Source organism: Streptomyces sp. NPDC014727 (assembly GCF_043083485.1).
Lineage (GTDB): Bacteria > Actinomycetota > Actinomycetes > Streptomycetales > Streptomycetaceae > Streptomyces.
In genome coordinates, this window is record NZ_JBIBYR010000005.1 from 195,770 (window position 1) to 216,862 (window position 21,093).

A 21,093-nucleotide genomic window follows, 5' to 3' on the forward strand; every position below is an offset into this window, starting at 1 on the left:
CTCCTCTGTGGAGTCTTCCCCCCTAGTCGCACCCAAACCCAACAAAGGATAAATGGTAGTCTTAGTCGTTTTGTGCGGCTATCATCTGGGGGCGGCGGCCCCCCCCCCCCCCCCCCACGCCCCTGGGAGGAGACGGACCGGATCAGCCGTACTGCGCACGCAGCCTCTCGTGCACCGAGGCGCCCGCCCCGGTGTGGTCCAGGCCGAGCAGCGCGGCCCCGAGCACCGGTGGCTCCGTCACCACCCGGACCACCGCCTTCGGGGCACGTACCGCGAGGAGTTCGGCGATTCTGTCGTCCAGCTGCGGGTGACGGGCCGCCAGCACCCCGCCGCCCAGCACCACCGGCGCCTCCTCGTCCAGCAGACCGAGCCTGCCCAGCGCGACCGAGGCCATCACGACGACCTCCTGCGCCAGCCGGTCCACCAGCGCGCCCGCCACCGGGTCACCGGCCGCCGAGGTCGCGAAGAGCACCGGAGCCAGCTCGTGCCGCCGTTCGAACTCGACGTGCCCCAGATGCAGCGCCTCGATCAGCGCGTACATCGAGCCGAGACCGAAGTGTCCGGGCAGCGTCCGGGCCAGCTCGGTGGGCTCACCGCGGCCGTCCTCGGCCCGCGCGGCGAACCACATCGCCTCCTCGGCCAGCCCCGCACCGCCGCCCCAGTCACCGGATATCCGGCCGATGGCCGGGAAGCGCGCGGTCCGCCCGTCCGGCACCATGCCGACACAGTTGATCCCCGCACCGCAGACCACGGCCACCCCTCGGGGCTCGTCCACCCCCGCGCGCAGGATCGCGAAGGTGTCGTTGCGCACCTCGACCGTGGCACCCCAGCCACGCGCACCCAGCGCCCGGGCCAACTGCTCCTCCTCCACCGGGAGGTCGGCGTTGGCGAGGCAGGCCGACACATGCCTGACGGCACCGGCCGGCACGCCGGACAGCTCCAGCGCCTGTCCGACGGCCGCGCCGAGAACGTCGACGGCCGCCTCGATGCCGACGGCCGGCGGCTGGAAGCCACCCCCGCGTCCCGTCGACAGAATCGTTCCGTCCGCACCGATCAGGGCCACATCGGTCTTGCTGTTCCCCGCATCGATCGCGAGGACCGCAGCGTTCACGCCCACGCCAGGTGCTCCCGGTTGTGCGCGATCAGTTTGTCCGTGAGCGCCTCGGCGTACTCGAACTGGCCGATCAGCGGGTGCGCGAGCAGTGCCTTGAACACCCGGTCGCGACCCCCGCGCAGCGCCGCCTCCAGGGCGAGGTCCTCGTACGCCGTCACGTTGGCGATCAGGCCGGCGTACAGCGGGTCCAGCTCCGGCACGGCGAGCGGCGTGGCACCCGTCCCGTCGACCCGGGCCTGCACCTCGATCACCGCGTCGTCCGGCAGGAACGGCAGCGTCCCCTTGTTGTACGTGTTGACCACCTGCACCGGGCTGCCGCCCGAGCCGAGCAGTGAGGACGCCAGGTCGACGGCCGCCTCCGAGTAGAAGGCGCCGCCGCGCTTGGCGAGCAGCGCGGGCTTCTCGTCCAGCGCCGGGTCGCCGTACATGGCGAGGAGTTCCTTCTCCATCGCGGCCACCTCGGCCGCCCGGGACGGCTTGGTGCCGAGTTCCCGTACGACCTCGTCGTGCGCGTAGAAGTAGCGCAGGTAGTACGAGGGGACGACGCCGAGCCGGTCGACGATCGCGCGCGGCATGCGCAGATCGCCCGCGATGGTGTCGCCGTGCTCGGCGAGCAGCCTCGGCAGGACGTTCTCGCCGTCCGGACCGCCGAGGCGGACACCGAGCTCCCAGGTCAGGTGGTTGAGCCCGACGTGGTCGAGATGCACCTCGGCGGGCGTGACGTCGAGGAGCCGGGCGAACTTCCGCTGGAAACCGATCGCCACGTTGCACAGGCCGACGGCCTTGTGCCCGGCCTGGAGCAGCGCCCGGGTGACGATGCCGACCGGGTTGGTGAAGTCGATGATCCAGGCGTTCGGATTGGTGCGGCGGACCCGCTCGGCGATGTCCAGGACGACCGGGACGGTGCGCAGCGCCTTGGCGAGACCGCCGGCCCCGGTGGTCTCCTGGCCGACGCAGCCGCACTCCAGCGGCCAGGTCTCGTCCTGGTTGCGGGCGGCCTGGCCGCCGACGCGCAGCTGGAGCAGGACGGCGTCGGCGTCGGCGACGCCCGCGTCGAGGTCCGAGGTGGTGACGATCCGCCCCGGGTGGTCCTGCTTGGCGAAGATCCGCCGGGCGAGGCCGCCGACGAGTTCGAGGCGGTCGGCCGCCGGATCGACGAGCACGAGTTCCTCGATCGGCAGCGTGTCCCGCAGCCGGGCGAAGCCGTCGATCAGTTCAGGTGTGTAGGTGGACCCGCCACCAACTACTGCGAGCTTCATAGGTCAGCCCTTTACTCCGGTCAGTGTGACGCCCTCGACGAAAGCCTTCTGGGCGAAGAAGAAGACGAGGATCACGGGGGCCATGACCAGTACGGTCGCGGCCATGGTCAGGTTCCAGTCGGTGTGGTGTGCGCCCTTGAAGGATTCCAGGCCGTAACTGAGCGTCCAGGCGGCCGGGTTCTCGGAGGCGTAGATCTGCGGGCCGAAGTAGTCGTTCCAGGCGTAGAAGAACTGGAAGAGGGCGACAGCGGCGATGCCCGGCCTGGCCATCGGCACGACGACCTTCATCAGCGTGCGGAACTCTCCGCATCCGTCGACCTTCGCCGCGTCGAGGTACTCGTTCGGGATGGTCAGCAGGAACTGCCGCAGCAGGAAGATGGAGAACGCGTCGCCGAAGGCCATCGGGATGATCAGCGGCCAGAGCGTGCCGGACATGTCCAGCTGCTTCGCCCAGAACAGATACATCGGGATGACGACGACCTGTGGCGGCAGCATCATCATCGAGATGACGAGCATCAGCGACAGATGCCGCCCCCGGAAGCGGAACTTGGCGAGCGCGTACGCCACGGGCAGCGACGACACGACGGTGAGTACCGTGCCGAGCCCCGCGTACAGCAAGGTGTTCTTCCACCAGGTCAGAAAGCCCGGAGTGTCGAACACCTTCTTGTAGTTGCTCCACTCGAAGGGGTGCGGCCACAGATCGCGGGTCAGCGCCTGCTGGTCGCTCATCAGCGAGGTGAGCAGCAGGAAGACGAACGGCAGCACGAAGAAGAGTGCGGCAGCGACGCCGAGCGCGTGCACGGCGATCCAGTTCAGCAGCGCCTTGCGGCGTGCCGTGCGCCGGGCCGGGGTGGCCGGGTCGGCCGCCGGGTCGGCCGCCTTCAGGGTGTCGAGAGCCTGCGCCACGTCACTCACCTGCCTGGATCAGCCCGCTGCGGCGCCGCATCAGCAGTGCGGTGAACGCCATGGCGAGTACGAAGAGAACGAGCGCGACCACGCAGGCGGAGCCGTAGTCGAAGCGCTGGAAGCCGAGGTTGTAGACGAGCTGCGGAAGCGTCAGTGTCGACTTGTCGGGATAACCCGGCTCGAACTGCTGCCCGGATCCGCCCATCACACCCGAGGCGACCTTCCCCGCCACGAGTGGCTGGGTGTAGTACTGCATCGTCTGGATGATCCCGGTGACCACGGCGAACATCACGATCGGCGAGATGTTCGGCAGGGTGACGAAGCGGAACCGCTGGAACGAGGACGCCCCGTCCAGCTCCGCCGCCTCGTACTGCTCCTTCGGTACGTCCAGCAGCGCGGCCATGAAGATCACCATCAGGTCCCCCACGCCCCACACCGCGAGCGCGGTCAGCGCCGGCTTGGACCAGGTGGCGTCGGTGAACCAGCCCGGCGTGGGCAGCCCCAGATCGCCGAGGATCGAATTGACCGGCCCCGTTCCCGGGTTGAGCAGGAAGACGAATCCGAGGGTCGCCGCGACCGGCGGGGCGAGATACGGCAGGTAGAACAGGGTGCGGAAGACCCCGGTACCCGTCTTGATCCTGGTGATCAGCAGCCCTGCGCCGAGGCCGAACACTACCCGGCAGGTCACCATGACCACGACCAGCCAGAGCGTGTTGCGCAGCGCGGGCCAGAACAGCGGATAGTCGTTGAAGACGAACGACCAGTTCTTCAGCCCGCTGAATTCAGGGGCCGCGAAACCGTCGTAGCTGGTGAAGGAGAAATAGAGCGTGGAGATCAGCGGATAGGCGAAGAAGACGCCGAACCCGATCAGCCACGGCGACATGAAGGCCGCAGTCCGCAGCGCCGACCGGCGGCGCTTGGAGCGGAGTGTGTACGTGCTCATCGCTGTTCTACTTCGCCTGTGCGATCGCCGCGTCGATTTCCTTGGCGGTCTTCTCCAGACCCGCCTTGATGTCCGTCTGCTTGCCCTTCTCGATGTCGAATCCGAGGTTCTGCAGGGACACCAGGTACGCGCCGCCGTTCACCGAGGGCGGGGTGGTGGTGCTGTTCGGGTTCGCGGCGATGTCCAGGAACGTCTTGAACCGCGGGTCGTACTTCAGCTTCGGCGACTTCAGCGCCTCCAGCGTGGACGGCACATTGTGAATGGCGTTGGCGAAGTCGACCACCGCGTCGGTGTCGGTCGTCATGAACTTCACCAGCTCCCACGCCGCGTTCTGCTTCTGCGAGGTGGCGGCGATGCCGGCGATGGTGCCGGTCAGATATCCCCTGCCGTAGGTGGCGGCCTGGTCGTCGGCGACGGGCATCGGAGCGACCCCGATCTCGAACTTCGGCTTGGTATCCTCGGCCATCCCGAGCCGCCACTCGCCGTCCAGCTGCATGGCCACCTGGCCGGTGTGGAACGGGTGCTTGGCGCCCCACTCGTCACCGAACGCCGTGCGGTAGTTCTCCAGCTTCTCGTAGCCGCCCAGGTCGTCGACCAGCTTCTTCTGGGCGGCGAGCATGGTGGCGAACGCCGGGTCCTCGGTGATGTTCGACGTGCCGTCCGCGTCGAAGTACTTCGGGTCCCAGCTGCCGAGGTAGTGCTCGGCCGTCGACTCGTAGCCGTGGTAGTTCGGCATGAAGCCGAGCTGCTCGTACGAGTCGCCCTTGGTCTTCGTCAGCTTCTTGGCGTCCCTGGCGAACTCCGACCAGGTCTTCGGCGGACCGCTGATGCCGGCGGCCTCGAACGCGTCCTTGTTGTAGTAGAGGCCGTACGCGTCACCGAGCAACGGCACGGTGCAGCGCACCCCGTCGAACTGCGTGTACTCGTTCATCGCCTTCGGGAAGGTCTTGTCCGGGTCGATCCCGTCCTTCTTCAGGAAGGGGTTCAGATCGACGAACGCCTTCGACGAGCAGAACTTGCCGACATTGTTCGTGGTGAACGACGAGACGACGTCCGGGGCGTTCGAACCGCCCGCCCGCAGTGCCTGGTTGATCTTGTCGTCGGTCATGTTTCCGACGATCTTCACATGGATATTGGGGTGCGCCTTCGTGAAGGCGTCGACCGTGGCCTTGATTCCCGCGACCTCGTTCGGGGCACTCCAGCCGTGCCAGAAATTGATGGTCGTCTCCTTGGACGCGTCATCATTGGCACCGGATTTGCTCTGACCCGTACAGGCGGAGGCGAACAGCGATAGCGCGGCGGTCGCGGCGAGCGCGGCGGCCGACTTCCGGCGGTTTCCGGACATGGCGGTGTCTCCCGATGAAGGTGGGGAAGGGGAAGGAGCAGGGCGAGAGGGAGGAATCGGTGGAAAGGGGGGTCAGTGCGACGTGTCGAAGACTTCGTCACGGGTGGTGGCGAGCGCGCTCTCCAGCGCGCCGCGCAGTACGGGGCGGTGCGTCACCTCACCGGTGATCAGCCGGGGCCGGGAGGCGGCCAGCTCGACGAGTTCCGACTCGACCCGCCCGCGCAGCTGTTCCCCGCCGGCCGCGAGCAACTCACCGGACAGCACGACGAGTTCCGGGTCCAGCACGGCGATCATGGAGGCGAGGCCGGTCGCGAGTCCGGTGGCGAACAGATCCAGCAACCGGGGGTACGGGCCGTCCTCGCCCGACTCCGCGGCCTCGGCGGCCCGGGTGACGAGCCGGGCCGCGACCTCGTGATGCGTGCCCGAGGCCCGGCTCAGCTCGTCGTCGATACCGAGCTCCCTGGCCAGCCGGGACAGTACCTGGGCGCCCGCCAGCTCCTGGAACCCGCCCGCGTTCACCTTGGTGACCTGGCGGACCAGCGGGGCTCCCGGCACCGGGAGGAAGCCGACCTCGCCGGCGCCGCCGGTGAAGCCGCGGTGCAGCCGCCCGTTGATGACGAGGGCGGCACCGAGCCCCTCCTCGTTCCACAGCAGGACGAAGTCGTCGTGCCCGCGCGCCGCGCCGCGCCGTTGTTCGGCCACCGCGACCAGGTTCACGTCGTTCTCGTACTCGACCGGCATCGGCAGGAAGGCCGCCAGCTCGTCCAGCAGCGCGGGGGAGTGCCAGCCGGGCAGGTGCGAGGCGTAGCGCAGCCGCCCGGTACCGGGGTCGAAGGCGCCCGGGGTGCCGATGACGACCCGGTGCACATCGGAGCGGGTGAGCCCGGCGTCCTTGACCGCCCCGTCCAGTGCGTCCGCCACCTGCCGCACCACGGAGTCGGCGCGCCGCCCCGGGGTGCGCAGCTCGAACTCCCCGACCGTCTCTCCGGCCACATCGGCGACGGCGGCCACGATCCGGTGGGCGCTGACGTCCAGCCCCGCGACATGGGCGGCCCGCGCGTTCACCGCGTACAGCTGGGCATTGGGCCCCGGCCGCCCCGCCACGGTCCCGGTCGCGACGACCAGGCCGGCCGCCTCCAGTCGCGCCAGCAGTTGCGACGCGGTGGGCTTGGAAAGCCCCGTCAGCTTGCCGATCCTGGTCCGGGACAGGGGCCCGTGCTCCAGCAGCAGATCGAGGGCGGCCCGGTCGTTCATGGCTCGCAGAACGCGAGGGGTACCCGGTGTGGTTCCGGCCATGAGCACTGCACCTGCCCTCTGTTAGGAAAGTTTCCTATTCGGTGAGAGGACGGTATGCGCACGTCACCGGGCCGTCAATGGGCAGCGCTCCGGTGGCTACCAAAGCGTTACCTGGGGCGCGTGCGGAATACGGGGGTCCTTGCCGATGTCTTCCCAACCAGGGTATGGGGGAACCGAATTGCGCTCACGCCGCCTCGCTCCCGGACATACGAGTGAGGGGCGCCCCGCAGACATCGCGGGGCGCCCCTCACTCGCCCGGCCGAACGCGCACGGCCCGGCCGGTCCTACTTCGAGAGGTTCGGCGGGGGGATCGGAGTCGCGGCCAGGGACTGCGGGGAGGTCGCCGAGGCGTACGCGGACGGGGCCGCCATCGCGGCCGTCGGATCGGCCGCCGAAGGCTCGTCCGCCGGGGCCGGGACGCCGCCGACCATCCGGATGCCCGCCTCGTCGAAGGCCCGCTTGATCCGCCAGCGCAACTCGCGCTCCACGCCCAGCGCCTTGCCCGGCATCGTCTTCGCGGTCAGCCGGACCGTCATCGAGTCCAGGAGCACGGAGTCCAGGCCCAGGATCTCCACCGGGCCCCACAGCCGCTCGTTCCACGGGTCCTCCTTGGCCATCGCCGCGGCGGCCTCTTCGATGACCGTACGGACCTTGCCGAGGTCCTCCGTGGGGCGCACCGTCACATCGACGCCCGCCGTCGACCAGCCCTGGCTGAGGTTGCCGATCCGCTTCACCTCGCCGTTGCGGACGTACCAGATCTCGCCGTTGTCGCCGCGCAGCTTGGTGACCCGCAGACCGACCTCGATGACCTCGCCGGCGGCGACGCCCGCGTCGATCGTGTCGCCCACGCCGTACTGGTCCTCCAGGATCATGAAGACACCGGAGAGGAAGTCGGTGACCAGATTGCGGGCACCGAAACCGAGCGCCACACCGGCCACACCGGCGGAGGCGAGCAGCGGGGCCAGATTGATCTGGAACGCGCCGAGGATCATCAGGGCGGCCGTGCCGAGGATCAGGAACGACGCGACGGAGCGGAGTACGGAACCGATCGCCTCGGAGCGCTGACGACGACGTTCCGCATTGACCAGCAGCCCGCCCAGCGCGGTGCCCTCCACCGCCTGGGCGCTGCGGTTCATCCGGTCGATGAGCTTGGTGAGGGCACGGCGGATCGCGATGCGCAACACGACCGCGACCGCGGCGATGAGCACGATGCGCAGACCTGTGCTCAGCCAGGTGGACCAGTTCTCCTCCACCCAGCCCGCGGCGTTGCCGGCCTGCTCGGCGGCCTCGTCCAACGAGGTCCCGGCCCCGGGTGACGGAGTTGCGGCCAACAGGGCGGACAGGGGCACGGTGGAACCTCCAGGTGGGCGACGGCGGACCAACCACACTAACGGGGCATCGGGAGTGCTCCGTTGCCGTGAGCAAGGGGACACACACGTCCAGGAAGGGTGAAACGGGAGCGGAGAAGAGGTATGGGGGCGGGGCCCGTACGGGTGGCGTGTGGCCGATCGCACACCGGGCCGGGGCCGCCCCGGCCAGGGCCCCGAAGCGCCTGTTCCGCCGGGCAGGGAGGGGGCCGGACCCGGCGAGCGGGAAAAAATCCTCCCGGCCCGTTACCTGCACGTGGTGGCGCTTCGACCAGGCGTGAGGAGAAACTGAGATCGGATCGTCCCGGCGCGAGCCACGCGCCGCCGGCGTACAAGGAGGCATCCACCGTGCCGCATGTCCTGGTTCTCAACGCGTCGTACGAGCCGCTCGGCGTCGTACCGCTCCGCCGCGCGCTCGTCCTCGTGCTCGAAAACAAGGCCATCTGTCTTGAGGAGTCGGGCGCCTTCATGCACAGTGCCACCCGGGCCGTTCCGGCCCCCAGCGTCGTCCGCCTGAAGCGGTTCGTACGGGTCCCCTACCGGGGGCCCGTCCCACTGACCCGCAGGGCGCTGTTCGCCCGGGACGGGGGGCGCTGCATGTACTGCGGCGCCGCCGCGACCAGTGTCGACCACGTCATTCCGCGCAGTCGCGGCGGACAGCACGCCTGGGACAACGTGGTGGCGGCCTGCCGCCGCTGCAATCACGTCAAGGCGGACCGGCACCTGCCGGAGCTCGGCTGGCGGCTGCACCAGCAGCCCGCCCCGCCGACGGGCCTCGCCTGGCGCATCATCGGGACGGGGCATCGCGACCCGCGCTGGCTGCCCTACTTGCAACCGTTCGGCGCGGACGACGCCATGGCCCGGATCGACGGCATATCAGCCTGAGGGATCCGGGCCTTCGTCGTCCCCGGGGCCGGACCACGGCCTCCGGGGACGACAACGCAGACCACGGCGTTACTCCGTCGCGGCGACGGCGTACGCCTGGACCGACCAGAGGGAGTAGCCGAACTCGGTGGCCCGGCCGTCGCCCTGGATCCTGAGGTAGCGGGTGTCCTTCGCGTCCATCCGGACCGACTCGCGTCCGCCCCGTCCGTCGCGCACGGTCGCCGCCGTGCGCCAGTTGCGGCCGTCCGCGGAGACCTGGACGCGGTAGCGGGAGGCGTACGCGTCCTGCCAGTGCAGCACCACCTGGCCGAGCCGGGCCGGCCGCGACAGTTCCGCCTGCCACCAGGCGCCGTCCTCGGCCGGTGAGGACCAGCGGGTCGCCGGATCACCGTCGGAGGCGGCCGACGCCGGGAAGTCCGGGGTCTCGTCGCCGGACGAGGAGGCGGTGGCGGTGCGCACCAGGTCGGGGCCCGCCGTGCGCGGGTACGCCCGGACGGTGAGCGTGCTGCGCTCGTCACCGAAGCTGAACGGCACCTCGTACTCACCGGCCGGGGTGTCCGCGGGGACCGTGATCTCGACGGGAACGTCGGTGCGGGAGCCACGCGGCACCCTCGTCTGCTTCGGCACGCTCACCTCGATGCCCTCGGGCGCCCGCGCGGTGAGCGCGCCGCGCACCTCGGCGGGGCGCCGGGCGGCCAGCCGCGCCTCGACCCGCTGCGGTGCGCCACCGATCTCGGCGTCCGTCTCGTCGCGTGCCAGGTCGAGCCGGGCGGCGGGCTCGTCGCCGAACCACGGCACGAGCGCGCGCACCTGCGGGGTCCGGGCCGACGCGTTCCCGGGCGTGCCGGTTCCCGTCCGGCTGCCCGGGACGAACGGCGGCCTCGGGCCCGTGACCACCGACGGCACGGACGGGCCGCCCACGGGCCAGCTGATCCGGATCGCGTCGGCCCGCAGCCCCCTGGCCGGTGTCTGGGTCCAGCCGGTCGCCGACAGGGCGCCGAGGCGGCGCCAGCCCTCGCCGGGCACATGGGCCTCCAGCGTCGCACCGGCCACCGAGCCGCCGGGCACGGTCATCGCCGTCACTGTCTCCACCGGGCGCGACCGGTTCAGCCGTACCGTATGGCTGCCCGGGGCCTCGGTCGCCGTACCGACGCCGCGGTCCGCACCCGTCCAGGCATCCGCCTCCTTGCGCACCCGGTCCAGGAACGGGCCCAGCACGCCCTCGCCGACCGTCGCACCGCTCGCCTTCGTGGCCCCGCGCACCGGCTCCAGCGCCAGCGAAGCCCGCCAGGCAGCGGCACCGTCACCGCGCGACTGGGCCTCCAGCAGATCGACGGCCAGTTCGCCCGCCCGGCCGTACCGGGACAACTGCTCCGTCCACGGCCGCACCTCGTCGTCGAGGCGGCCGTCGCCCACTGCCTTCAGGCGCTGCGGGGTCTCCCGCATCACCGTGAATGCCTCGCGCAGCGCGCGCGCCGCACCGGCCCGCGCCGTGGCGTCGGTCGTCGCACGGGACTTCCAGAACGCGGCCAGCAGCGGCCGCAGATACGCCGACTCGTCGCCGCCCAGGACGGACGTCGCGCTGTTCCCGGCCAGCGCGCGCAGCGCGTCCCCGGTGCGTGCGTCGCCGCCCGCCAGATCGTCGATCGCCGCCTGCCAGGATTCCCGCGGCCGGTAGCCCTGAGGGTTCCAGGCGAAGTCGGCGGCGGTGAACAGCGGAATGCGGGACGCGGACGACTGCTCCATCGCATTGGCCAGCAACGCCGCGGAACCCGCCGCCACCGCCGGGTCGCGCCCGGTGTACGGGCCGAGGAAGATGCGGTCCTGCGCGTAGTCGTTGACCGGGTAGTTGTCCATCGTGACCAGCGGATGCCGGAACGCGGCACGGGCACCCGCCAGTTCCTCGCCGGTGATGGTCCGCGGCACGACCCCCACACCGGTCCAGGCGATCTGGACCCGGTCGTCCAGCTCTTCGGCCAGCGCCGTGCGGTAGTCGGTCGCCCCGTCCTGGTAGAACTCCGTCGGCATCACCGACAGCGGCTCCGCCCCCGGATGACGGTCCGCGAGATGCCGCTCCACCTCGCTCGCCACCCGTGCCTGCGCGCGGGCCGCCGCCTCGGGGCCGCTGCCGAAGGCGTCGGCGTCGCCGTCGCAGTGCCACTCGCTGTAGCTGACGTCCTGGAACTGCAGCTGGAAGGCGCGCACCCCCAGTGCCCACATCGCGTCGAGCTTTCGCGTCAGCGCCTTCACGTCGGCGTCGGACGACATGCACATGGCCTGTCCGGGGGCAACGGCCCAGCCGAGCGTCACATGTTCGGCGCGGGCCCGCTCGGCCAGCGCCCGGAAGTCGGCGCGCCGGTCGGCGGGGTACGGGTCGCGCCAGCGGGCCTGCCGGTACGGGTCGTCGCCCGCCGCGTACAGATACCTGTTCTGCTTCGTACGCCCCATGAAGCCGATCTGCGCCAGCCGTTCCGCCCGGGTCCACGGCTGCCCGTAGAAGCCCTCGGTCATCCCGCGGACGGCGGTGCCGGGCCAGTCCCTGACGGTGACCCCGGCGACGCCTGCGTCCCGGATCAGCTGACGCAGCGTCTGCACACCGTGGAAGAGGCCGTCCTCGCCGACGCCCTCCACGGCGACGGTGTCCCGGCCCGCGAACCGGCCGACCGCGAGGCGGTAGCCGCCGGAGGGCAGATCCCCGCGCTCGGGAGCGCGCAGCGTGCGCAGGGCGTCCCGGGCGCCGTCGCCGTCGAGCCGGATGACGGGGCCGCGACCCGGCAAGGCCTCGTGGACGGTCCGTACGCCCGCGTCCCGCAGGACCTGCCGCAACGCGTCCACGGCGTACGGATCGGCGTGCGCGTCGGCCACGAGTGTGACCTCGCCGGCGAGCGGCACGGACGGCCCGGACGCCGTGATGGACCGGGGGCGGGGCCACACCGGGGGCACGGCGCCGTCGTCGGCGCGGTCGGGCGTGGTGACGGTGGGGGAGCCGGGCGCCGACGGGGCCGCGACGGCGGCCGGAGCGCCCGTGGAGAGCAGACCGCCGAGTACGGCGACCGCGACGGCCGTTGCCTGCTTTCCGCGCCTGAGCCGCATCGCTCTTCTCCCTCGCTTCCCTCGCACGGGCTCCGAGCCCACCACCCGCGCGCGAGGGTGTCAATGCGGGTGGCTGTTGTGTCGGAAATGCCCGATGCGGCAGGTGGGGTGAGGGACGGTCGGGAGCCGGCGGCGACGCCAAGGATGACGCCGAATGGCCGAAAAGAGCGGAGAACCGGCCGCCGGGGAACGGAATGTGACCCAGAGCACGTTGAAGTCGTTGTGGTAACGCCTACGTCTGCGGTCGAGCCCGCTGGGTAGGCGCGCTCTGACCTGTTCCGCCACGGCCAGGAGGCCGCCATGCCCGCTGCCGCGCAGCTCCTGCTCTCCGCCCTCTCCAAACAGGTGTCCGGTCCCGCCCCGCTGCCCGCCGCCTTCCCGGGCCCCGCGACCGGCCCCGGCCCGCTGACGAGCGAGCCGCCGCTCGCCGACGCGATACCCCTCACCAGCGAGCCGCCGCTCGCCGACGCCACGCCGCTGACCAGCGAACCTCCTCTCGCCGTCAACGCCCCGCTGACCAGCGAACCGGCCTCGTCCGGCAACGCGTGGGGCATGGAGTCCCCAGGAGTCTGAATGGGCCTGTCCCGGCTCGCCGCACTGCACGGCGTCGCCACTTCCTACTCCCCGTCCGCCGATGTCACGGTGGCCGTTGCCGACGACACGGTCGTCGCCGTGCTCGCCGCACTCGGGGTGGACGCCGCCACGCCCGAAGCCGTACGGGAATCACTCGCCGCCGCCGAGTCCTCGGCCGCGGCCCGGCTGCTCCCGCCGACGCTGGTGGTGTGGACCGGGGAGCCGCTGCCCCGGGCCCTGACCGCCCTGCCGCCCGGCACCACGCTTCACATCGGACTGGAGGACGCCGGATCGCCCCCGCTCCCGCGGATGAGTGTCCGGCCCGACCGGCCGGAACCGGCCGTTTCGGGACGGGCTGCCGTCGACGCGGGTGCGGGCAGGGGCACGGGCGGGAACACGGCCGCGGACGCGGGCGCCGGGCCGGGCGCGGATTCCGGCACCGGCGCGGGCGCCGGGTCAGGTGCGGGTGTGTCACCGACCCCTGCCTGGTGGGTCGAACCGCCGCTCGGGGTGCACCGGTTGAGCGTACGCGTACCGGACGGCCGGGACGCGAGCTGCACGCTCGTCGTCGCCCCGGCCCGGGTGCCGCAGCCGCCCGCCCGCACCCACGGTTTCCTCGTCCAGCTCTACTCCCTGCTCTCCGCCCGCTCCTGGGGCATGGGAGATCTCGGGGACCTCGCGGATCTCGCCGCCTGGTCCGGGCGGACCCTCGGTACCGGATTCGTCCAGGTCAACCCGCTCCACGCCGCCGTGCTCGGCGATCCCACCGACCCGTCCCCGTACCGCCCGTCGTCGAGGCGCTTCCCCGACCCCGTCCATCTGCACGTCGAGTCCGTCCCCGAGTACGGGCACGTGCCGGACCGGGGCGCGCTCGACGATCTGCGACAGGACGCGGCGGCCCTCGGCGACTCCGTCCTGAACAAGGGCGCCCTGATCGACCGGGACGCCGTCTGGGAACTCAAGCGCCAGGCCCTCGAACTCGTGAGGGACGTGCCCCTCACACCGGGCCGCCGCGCCGCGTACTGCGACTTCCTGGCCGAGCAGGGGCAGGCTCTGGAGGACCACGCCCTGTGGTGCGCCCTCGCGGAGGTGCACGGCTCCGACTGGCACAGCTGGCCGGCCGCGCTCCGCGACCCCCGCTCACAGGCGACCGCCCGCGCCCGCCGCGAGCTGATGGACCGGGTCGACTTCCACTGCCGGCTCGCCTGGCTGACCGACAGCCAGCTGGCCGCCGCCCAGCGCGCCGCCCTGGACGCCGGAATGGCCGTCGGCATCGTCCACGACCTCGCCGTCGGAGTGCACCCCGGCGGCGCCGACGCCTGGGCCCAGCAGGACGCCCTCGCCCACGGCATGTCCGTCGGCGCACCCCCGGACGCCTTCAACGCCCACGGTCAGGACTGGGGCCTGCCGCCCTGGCGCCCCGACGCCCTCGCCGCGTCCGGCTACGCCCCGTTCCGCGGGCTGCTGCGCGGACTCCTCGCCCACGCGGGCGCCCTGCGCATCGACCACGTCATGGGCCTGTTCCGGCTCTGGTGGGTGCCCGAGGGGCGTCCGCCCACCGAGGGCACCTACGTCGGTCACGACACCGAGGCGATGCTCGCCGTCCTCGTCCTGGAGGCGCACCGGGCCGGCGCGGTCGTCATGGGGGAGGACCTCGGCACCGTCGCACCGGGGGTGCGCGAGGTGCTGGCGCGGCGCGGCGTGCTCGGCACCTCCGTGCTCTGGTTCGAACGGGACTGGGCGGGCTCCGGGCGTCCCCTGCCCCCCGAGAAGTGGCGCGAGGGCTGCCTGGCCACCGTCACCACGCACGATCTGCCGTCCACCGCCGCCCGGCTGACCGGCGACCACGTGAGACTGCGCCACCGCCTCGGCCTGCTCACCGGCGGCCTCGCGGAGGAAGTGACGGCCGACGCGACCGACACCGCCGAGTGGCTGGGGTTTCTCGCCCGGCTCGGTCTGCTTCCGGAGGGGGAGGGCGACGAGGAGGGTGCCGTCCGCGCCGTGCACCGCTTCCTGCTGCGCACCCCCGCCCGCATGGTCGGGGTCTGGCTGCCCGACGCGCTCGGCGACCGCCGCCCCCAGAATCTCCCCGGAACCTGGAACCAGTACCCCAACTGGCGTCTGCCCGTGGCCGACGCGGAAGGCCACCCGGTCGCCCTGGAGGAGCTGGCCGTCGCACCCCGTCTCCACCGGCTGATGGAGGCCCTCGCGCCCCGCGAGGCACCCCCGGAGTCCCGACCGGAACCCCGCCCATGACCTCGTACAGCACCCCGGGCGCGCGCCCGTTCCCGGCGTTCGCTACGTTTGCACCGTGGACAAGAAGAACGCTATGCGCGCCGGCGCCGTCGCGGCCGGAACGACGCTGATGATGCTGCTCATGTCGTCCCCCGCGCTCGCGCTCACCCGCGACGCCGGTGACGACCCCGGTCCGGGCCTGAGCGCGATGGAGACCATCGGTCTGTACGTCGTGGCCCCGATCGCCCTGTTCGTGGTCATCGCGGGCCTGGTCATGATCTTCGACAAGTCCAAGAAGCAGGCCTGAGGGCAGTCCCTCAGGGAGAAGCCGGAGATCCCGGAGATCCCGGCCGGGCTCGCGCCACGCTGTTCGGCACGCCCCGGCACCGGGGCTCGTCCCGTGTGCGCCGCAGGTACCCCGTACCGTGCGGCGCGCAGGCGTGTCCGGGCCCGGGTGCCCGTCCCGGGGCCCGGGTAGGTTGCGGCCATGATCGAGTGGGACGTCAAGAAGCTCCGTATCCTCCGCACCCTGCGTGACCGGGGCACGGTCACCGCGACCGCGCAGGCCCTGCTGATGACCCCGTCCGCGGTCTCGCAGCAGCTGTCCAACCTGTCGGGACAGCTCGGCGTACCGCTGCTGGAGGCGCAGGGCCGGCGGGTCCGTCTCACCGACGCCGCGCATCTCGTGCTGCGCCACGCCGAAGCCGTCTTCGCCCAGCTGGAGCGCGCCGACGCCGAACTGACCGGCTACCTGCGCGGCGAGGCCGGAGAGGTGCGGATCGGGGCGTTCTCCACGGCGGTACCCGCCCTCGTCGTGCCCGCGATCCAGCGGCTGCGCGCCGAGGAACGCCCGGGACCGGACGTACGGGTGCGGGAGGCGGAGGCCGCGCAGGCGTACGAACTCCTGGTCGCCGGTGAGGTGGATCTCGCGCTGTCCCTCGCCGCGCACGCCCCGACGGCCCGCGATCCCCGGTTCGCCGTGCTGCCCCTGCTGGCGGATCCGCTGGACGTGGCGCTGCCCGCGGATCACCACCTCGCCGGGGCCCCCGCCCTCCGGCTGGCGGACCTGTCCGGCGACCCCTGGATCTACGGCGGCTCCGGGCCCTGGTCGCAGATCACGACGGCGGCCTGCGAGGCCGCCGGATTCGTACCCGAGCAGGCGCACAGCGCCTCCGGCTGGACGGCGATCCTGGCCATGGTCGAGGCGGGCATGGGGGTCGCCCTGATCCCGCGCATGGCCTCGGCGGAACGGCACAGCCGGGGCGGCGTGGTGATGCGCGCCCTCGAAGCCGATCAGCCGCGACGCCATGTGGTGGCGGCCGTACGGCAGGGGGCCGAGCAGGGGCCGGCGGTGGCCCGAGTCCTGGCGGCGCTCACCGAAACAGCCAAATCGTTCGGCTCAGCTGAATAAATGATGCAAAAACTTTCGATGGACCTAATGGGTTGTTCGCCGCGACAGTGGACCCATGACCTTCGACGAGAACGAGAACGAGAACGAGAACGAGAACGAGAACGAGAACGAGAACCAGCAGGAGAACCCCCACGCCAACGACGCGGCCCCGTACGGCGGTGGTGACCCGTACGCCGACTACCGCGCAACCGACCTCCCCTTCACCGAACTCGTCGACCTCGCCGACCGCCGGCTCGGCGCGGGCGTGATCGCCGCCAACGACGAGTTCTTCGCCGAGCGCGAGAACCTCCTCGTCCGGGAGCGCGCGGTCTTCGACCCCGAGCACTTCGGTCACAAGGGCAAGATCATGGACGGCTGGGAGACCCGTCGCCGACGCGGGGCGGACGCGGCCCACCCGTTCCCGGCCCCCGAGGAGCACGACTGGGCCCTGATCCGCCTCGGCGCCCCCGGCATCATCCGCGGCATCGTCGTCGACACCGCCCACTTCCGCGGCAACTACCCGCAGCGCGTCTCGATCCAGGCCACGGCCGTCGAAGGTTCGCCGAGCCCCGCCGAACTCCTCGCGGACGACGTGAAATGGGAGGAGATCGTCCCGCCGACCCCGGTACGCGGCCACGCCGCGAACGGCTTCGAGATCACCGGCGGGCGCCGCTACACCCACGTCCGCCTCTGCCAGCACCCCGACGGCGGCATCGCCCGCCTCCGCGTCCACGGCGAGGTCCTCCCCGACCCGTCCTGGCTCGCCGCCCTCGGCACGTTCGACCTGATCTCGGTCCTGAACGGCGGCAGTTACGAGGATGCCTCCGACCGCTTCTACTCCTCGCCGACCCAGATCATCCTGCCCGGCACCTCCCGCAAGATGGACGACGGCTGGGAGAACCGCCGCCGCCGGGTCCGCGACACGAACGACTGGGTCCGTTTCCGCCTCCCCGCCCAGGGCGCGGTCCGCGCGGTCGAGATCGACACGGCCTACCTCAAGGGCAACGCGGCCGGCTGGATCGCCCTCCAGGGCCGCAACGGCGAGACCGGCGAGTGGTTCGAGATCATCCCCCGCACCAGGCTCCAGCCCGACACCCTCCACCGCTTCCCCCTGCGCGCCCAGGCGATCGTCACCCACGTCCGCCTCGACGCCTTCCCGGACGGCGGGGTCGCCCGGATGCGCCTGCACGGAAGCCTGACGGAGACGGGCGCCGCCGAGCTGACCCGGCGCCACGAGGAGTCGGGCGCGTAACGGCCTGGTGCACGACAGCGAGCGGGCTCCCGCCCCGGCGCCCGTCTCGTCCCCGCATCCCCTTCTGCCCCCGCCCGTCGGACGGTTGCGCATCGGCGCCCGCCCGACGGGCGGTTTCCATGCGTGCCCACGCGGCGACGGACGACAAAGGGGCGGGTACGGTGCCCGGCCCCGCAGGCCGCGCACCGTACCCGCCCCGGCAGTCCGGAGCCCCCGGCCCTACGAGGCCGCTGCCGCGTCCGCCGCCTGGGCCTTCAGGGCACGCTCCACGCCCGCGCGCGACTCGGACATCAGGCGGCGCAGGGCCGCGGTCGGCCCAGCCGAGGACAGCCAGGCGTCCGTGGCGTCCAGGGTGGCCTGCGAGACCTGGAGGGCCGGGTACAGGCCCACGGCGATCTGCTGCGCCATCTCGTGGCTGCGCGACTCCCAGACGCCCTTGACCGCCGCGAAGAACTTCTCCGTGTACGGGGCCAGCAGCTCGCGCTGGTCGGTCTGGACGAAGCCGGCGATGACCGCCTCCTGGAGGGAGTTCGGCAGCTTGTCGGACTCGACGACCGAGGCCCACGCCTCCGCCTTCGCCTCCTCCGTGGGACGTGCCGCTCGGGCGGTCGCCGCGTGGCGCTCGCCCGCCGCCGTCCTGTCGCGCTCGTACTCGGCGGCGATCTCGTCCTCTTCGAGCAGACCGGCCGCGGCGAGCCGCTCCACGAACGCCCAGCGCAGCTCCGTGTCGACGGCCAGGCCCTCGACCGTCTCCTTGCCGTCGAGCAACGACTGCAGCAGGTCCGTCTGCTGCGGGGTGCGGGCCGTCGCCGCGAAGGCGCGGGCCCAGGCCAGCTGGTGGTCGCTGCCCGGCTCCGCGGCGCGCAGGTGCGCGAGCGTGGCCTCGGTCCACTGCGTCAGCCCGGCCTCGCGCCACTCCGGCGCCGCGTACAGGTCCAGCGCCAGCTTCACCTGGCGGTGCAGCGACTGGACGACGCCGATGTCCGACTCCTTGCCGATGCCGGAGAGCACCAGGGAGAGGTACTCGCGGGTCGCCAGCTCGCCGTCGCGGGTCATGTCCCAGGCGGAGGCCCAGCACAGGGCGCGCGGCAGGGACTCGGTGAAGTCGCCGAGGTGCTCGGTGACGACACGCAGCGACTCCTCGTCGAGGCGGACCTTCGCGTACGAGAGGTCGTCGTCGTTGAGCAGGATCACGGCGGGGCGGCCGGTGCCGGCCGGGAACGGCACGGTCGTGCGCGCGCCGTCGACGTCCAGCTCGATCCGGTTCGTACGGACCAGCTTGCCGTTCGCGTCGAGGTCGTAGCAGCCGATCGCGATGCGGTGGGGCCGCAGCGTCGGCTCGCCCTTCGCGCCGGCGGGGAGGGCCGGGGCCTCCTGGAGGACGGTGAAGGACGTGACGTGGCCGTTCTCGTCCGTCTCGACCTCCGGGCGCAGGATGTTGATGCCCGCCGTCTCCAGCCACGCCTTCGACCAGGTCTTCAGGTCGCGGCCGGAGGTCTCCTCCAGCGCGCCCAGCAGATCGGACAGCCGGGTGTTGCCGAACGCGTGCGCCTTGAAGTACGCCTGGACGCCCTTGAAGAACTCGTCCATGCCGACGTACGCCACCAGCTGCTTCAGGACCGAGGCGCCCTTGGCGTAGGTGATCCCGTCGAAGTTGACCAGCACGTCGTCCAGGTCACGGATGTCGGCCATGATCGGGTGCGTGGAGGGCAGCTGGTCCTGGCGGTAGGCCCAGGTCTTCTCGGTGTTGGCGAACGTCGTCCACGCGTTCGGCCACTTCGAGCCCTGTGCGTACGCCTGGCAGGCGACCGAGGTGTACGTGGCGAACGACTCGTTCAGCCACAGGTCGTTCCACCACTCCATGGTGACGAGGTCGCCGAACCACATGTGCGCCAGCTCGTGCAGGATGGTCTCCGCACGCCGCTCGTACGCCGCGTCCGTCACCTTCGAACGGAACACGTACTGGTCGCGGATGGTGACCGCGCCCGCGTTCTCCATCGCGCCGGCGTTGAACTCCGGGACGAACAGCTGGTCGTACTTGGCGAAGGGGTAGTCGTAGTCGAACTTCTCCTGGAACCAGTCGAAGCCCTGCCGCGTGACATCGAAGATCTCGTCCGCGTCGAGGTACTCGGCCAGCGACGGGCGGCAGTAGATGCCGAGCGGAACGGACTGGCCGTCCTTCTCGTAGCTGCTGTGCACCGAGTGGTACGGGCCGACGATCAGCGCCGTGATGTACGTCGAGATGCGCGGCGTCGGCTCGAAGGTCCAGACGTCGTCCTGCGGCTCGGGCGTCGGGGAGTTCGAGATGACCGTCCAGCCCCGCGGCGCCTTCACCGTGAACTGGAACGTCGCCTTCAGATCGGGCTGCTCGAAGCTCGCGAACACGCGGCGCGCGTCCGGCACCTCGAACTGGGTGTAGAGGTACGCCTGCTGGTCGACCGGATCGACGAAGCGGTGCAGGCCCTCACCCGTGTTGGTGTACGAGCAGTCGGCGACGACCTTCAGCTCGTTGGAGCCCGCCACCAGATGCGGGAGCGTGATGCGCGAGTCGCGGAAGACGGCCGCGACATCCAGCGCCCTGCCGTTCAGCTCGACCTCGTGCACGGCCGGGGCGACCAGGTCGATGAAGGTCTCCGCACCGGCTTCGGCGGAGTCGAAGCGCACGGTGGTGACGGACCGGTAGGTGCCGCCCTCCTGCGCTCCGGAGAGGTCGAGATCGATCTCGTACGCGTCCACGGTCAGCAGGCGCGCCCGCTCCTGTGCCTCTTCGCGGGTCAGATTGGTGCCAGGCACGCGGTCATCTCCTTGGTGTGTGACGTTTCCGGTCATCCTTCCATGCGACCTGTGCGCAGCGCGATGTCCGTTTTCCGCCGGAGCGTTCCTGCGCGGCGGGCCACGCTCGACACATGACCACATATGAGGCACGCCCGATCGACCCGGCCACGCTCAAGGAGCTCCGCGACACCGACGACGCGGGCCGTCCCTGCGCTCCGTACACCGCCACCGACAGCGGCCACCCGCTGCGCTGCTGCCTGCGCGGGAGCGAGGCGGGGGAGCGGATCGCCCTCGTCTCGTACGCGCCACTGCGCCGCTGGGCGTCCGAGACGTGGGCGAGGCCGGGGGCGTACGACGAGCAGGGTCCGGTCTTCATCCACGCCGAGGAGTGCGAGGGGCCCGCGGCCGACCGGACCGGATACCCGTTCTCCCGGGCGGGAGCGCTGCGTACCGTCCGGCGTTACAACGCGGAGGGCCACATCGTCGGCGGCCGGCTGCTGGAGATCCCGGCCGACGAGGAGCGGGGGTACGACGACGCCCTCGACGAGGCCTTCGCCGATCCGGAGGTGGCGCTGGTGCACGTCAGGGCCGTGGAGTACGGCTGCCTGCACTTCGAGGTGCGCCGCCCCTGAGAGGCTGTCGACCGGCCTCCGAGCGGCG

Annotated in this window: 16 protein-coding genes; 7 read left to right on the forward strand and 9 right to left on the reverse strand. The window is 71.6% G+C overall.

Translation table 11 applies throughout. The annotated features are described in order from the left end of the window. Positions 1 to 142: 142 nt before the first annotated feature. From ACF1B9_RS11120 to ACF1B9_RS11150, 7 genes are all read right to left on the reverse strand, one after another. Entirely contained in the window at positions 143 to 1,117 is a 975-nt protein-coding gene (locus ACF1B9_RS11120; RefSeq protein WP_391740904.1) for an N-acetylglucosamine kinase, read from the reverse strand. Continuing rightward, positions 1,108 to 2,373 carry a 6-phospho-beta-glucosidase gene (locus tag ACF1B9_RS11125; protein ID WP_391740903.1) on the reverse strand — a complete coding sequence of 422 codons (1,266 nt, stop codon included), beginning with the start codon at positions 2,371 to 2,373 and terminating at the stop codon, positions 1,108 to 1,110. Before ACF1B9_RS11125 ends, ACF1B9_RS11120 begins: the two co-directional genes overlap by 10 nt. A 3-nt stretch (positions 2,374 to 2,376) precedes the next feature. After that, on the reverse strand, positions 2,377 to 3,279 hold the full coding sequence (locus tag ACF1B9_RS11130) for a carbohydrate ABC transporter permease (protein WP_391740902.1): 903 nt from the start codon (positions 3,277 to 3,279) through the stop codon (positions 2,377 to 2,379). A gap of 1 nt (position 3,280) precedes the next feature. Next, positions 3,281 to 4,222 carry a carbohydrate ABC transporter permease gene (locus tag ACF1B9_RS11135; RefSeq protein ID WP_391740901.1) on the reverse strand — a complete coding sequence of 314 codons (942 nt, stop codon included), beginning with the start codon at positions 4,220 to 4,222 and terminating at the stop codon, positions 3,281 to 3,283. Between the two features lie 7 nt (positions 4,223 to 4,229). Then, positions 4,230 to 5,567, reverse strand: coding sequence for an ABC transporter substrate-binding protein (locus ACF1B9_RS11140; protein ID WP_391740900.1), 1,338 nt, complete (start codon positions 5,565 to 5,567; stop codon positions 4,230 to 4,232). A gap of 72 nt (positions 5,568 to 5,639) precedes the next feature. Then, positions 5,640 to 6,863: an ROK family protein gene (locus ACF1B9_RS11145; protein ID WP_391740899.1), complete on the reverse strand. Its 1,224-nt coding sequence runs from the start codon at positions 6,861 to 6,863 to the stop codon at positions 5,640 to 5,642. Positions 6,864 to 7,147: 284 nt separating this feature from the next. After that, positions 7,148 to 8,212, reverse strand: coding sequence for a mechanosensitive ion channel family protein (locus ACF1B9_RS11150; protein ID WP_391740898.1), 1,065 nt, complete (start codon positions 8,210 to 8,212; stop codon positions 7,148 to 7,150). A 366-nt stretch (positions 8,213 to 8,578) separates the two neighbouring features. Between ACF1B9_RS11150 and ACF1B9_RS11155 the strand changes: the two genes are divergently transcribed. Next, positions 8,579 to 9,115, forward strand: coding sequence for an HNH endonuclease (locus tag ACF1B9_RS11155; protein ID WP_018552807.1), 537 nt, complete (start codon positions 8,579 to 8,581; stop codon positions 9,113 to 9,115). A gap of 69 nt (positions 9,116 to 9,184) precedes the next feature. On the opposite strand, the gene ACF1B9_RS11160 is transcribed toward ACF1B9_RS11155, so the two are convergent. Next, positions 9,185 to 12,208 carry a beta-N-acetylglucosaminidase domain-containing protein gene (locus ACF1B9_RS11160; RefSeq protein ID WP_391740897.1) on the reverse strand — a complete coding sequence of 1,008 codons (3,024 nt, stop codon included), beginning with the start codon at positions 12,206 to 12,208 and terminating at the stop codon, positions 9,185 to 9,187. A gap of 300 nt (positions 12,209 to 12,508) precedes the next feature. Between ACF1B9_RS11160 and ACF1B9_RS11165 the strand changes: the two genes are divergently transcribed. From ACF1B9_RS11165 to alc, 5 genes are all read left to right on the forward strand, one after another. After that, positions 12,509 to 12,781, forward strand: coding sequence for a hypothetical protein (locus ACF1B9_RS11165; protein ID WP_376277335.1), 273 nt, complete (start codon positions 12,509 to 12,511; stop codon positions 12,779 to 12,781). Beyond that, positions 12,782 to 15,037: a 4-alpha-glucanotransferase gene (gene malQ / locus ACF1B9_RS11170; RefSeq protein WP_391740896.1), complete on the forward strand. Its 2,256-nt coding sequence runs from the start codon at positions 12,782 to 12,784 to the stop codon at positions 15,035 to 15,037. A gap of 55 nt (positions 15,038 to 15,092) precedes the next feature. Then, complete coding sequence (locus ACF1B9_RS11175; protein ID WP_351078307.1) at positions 15,093 to 15,323, forward strand: hypothetical protein; 231 nt, start codon at positions 15,093 to 15,095, stop codon at positions 15,321 to 15,323. A 180-nt stretch (positions 15,324 to 15,503) separates the two neighbouring features. Next, positions 15,504 to 16,427 (forward strand): LysR family transcriptional regulator, encoded by a 924-nt coding sequence (locus tag ACF1B9_RS11180; RefSeq protein WP_391740895.1) that lies wholly within the window; start codon positions 15,504 to 15,506, stop codon positions 16,425 to 16,427. Between the two features lie 55 nt (positions 16,428 to 16,482). Beyond that, positions 16,483 to 17,658, forward strand: a complete 1,176-nt coding sequence (gene alc, locus ACF1B9_RS11185) for an allantoicase (protein WP_391740894.1) — start codon at positions 16,483 to 16,485, stop codon at positions 17,656 to 17,658. 219 nt (positions 17,659 to 17,877) lie between these two features. Here the strand turns inward: alc and pepN are convergent, their stop codons facing one another. Further along, positions 17,878 to 20,451: an aminopeptidase N gene (pepN, locus tag ACF1B9_RS11190; protein WP_391740893.1), complete on the reverse strand. Its 2,574-nt coding sequence runs from the start codon at positions 20,449 to 20,451 to the stop codon at positions 17,878 to 17,880. Positions 20,452 to 20,564: 113 nt separating this feature from the next. Between pepN and ACF1B9_RS11195 the strand changes: the two genes are divergently transcribed. Continuing rightward, complete coding sequence (locus ACF1B9_RS11195; RefSeq protein ID WP_391740892.1) at positions 20,565 to 21,065, forward strand: DUF1203 domain-containing protein; 501 nt, start codon at positions 20,565 to 20,567, stop codon at positions 21,063 to 21,065. Positions 21,066 to 21,093: the final 28 nt, after the last annotated feature.

Bases quoted from the DNA above. Each gene is read 5' to 3' on its own strand.
- ACF1B9_RS11165 (WP_376277335.1), top strand. From the start codon at position 12,509: ATGCCCGCTGCCGCGCAGCTCCTGCTCTCCGCCCTCTCCAAACAGGTG.
- malQ (WP_391740896.1), top strand. From the start codon at position 12,782: ATGGGCCTGTCCCGGCTCGCCGCACTGCACGGCGTCGCCACTTCCTAC.
- ACF1B9_RS11180 (WP_391740895.1), top strand. From the start codon at position 15,504: ATGATCGAGTGGGACGTCAAGAAGCTCCGTATCCTCCGCACCCTGCGT.
- ACF1B9_RS11140 (WP_391740900.1), bottom strand. From the start codon at position 5,567: ATGTCCGGAAACCGCCGGAAGTCGGCCGCCGCGCTCGCCGCGACCGCC.
- alc (WP_391740894.1), top strand. From the start codon at position 16,483: ATGACCTTCGACGAGAACGAGAACGAGAACGAGAACGAGAACGAGAAC.
- ACF1B9_RS11195 (WP_391740892.1), top strand. From the start codon at position 20,565: ATGACCACATATGAGGCACGCCCGATCGACCCGGCCACGCTCAAGGAG.
- ACF1B9_RS11160 (WP_391740897.1), bottom strand. From the start codon at position 12,208: ATGCGGCTCAGGCGCGGAAAGCAGGCAACGGCCGTCGCGGTCGCCGTA.
- ACF1B9_RS11145 (WP_391740899.1), bottom strand. From the start codon at position 6,863: ATGGCCGGAACCACACCGGGTACCCCTCGCGTTCTGCGAGCCATGAAC.
- ACF1B9_RS11125 (WP_391740903.1), bottom strand. From the start codon at position 2,373: ATGAAGCTCGCAGTAGTTGGTGGCGGGTCCACCTACACACCTGAACTG.
- ACF1B9_RS11135 (WP_391740901.1), bottom strand. From the start codon at position 4,222: ATGAGCACGTACACACTCCGCTCCAAGCGCCGCCGGTCGGCGCTGCGG.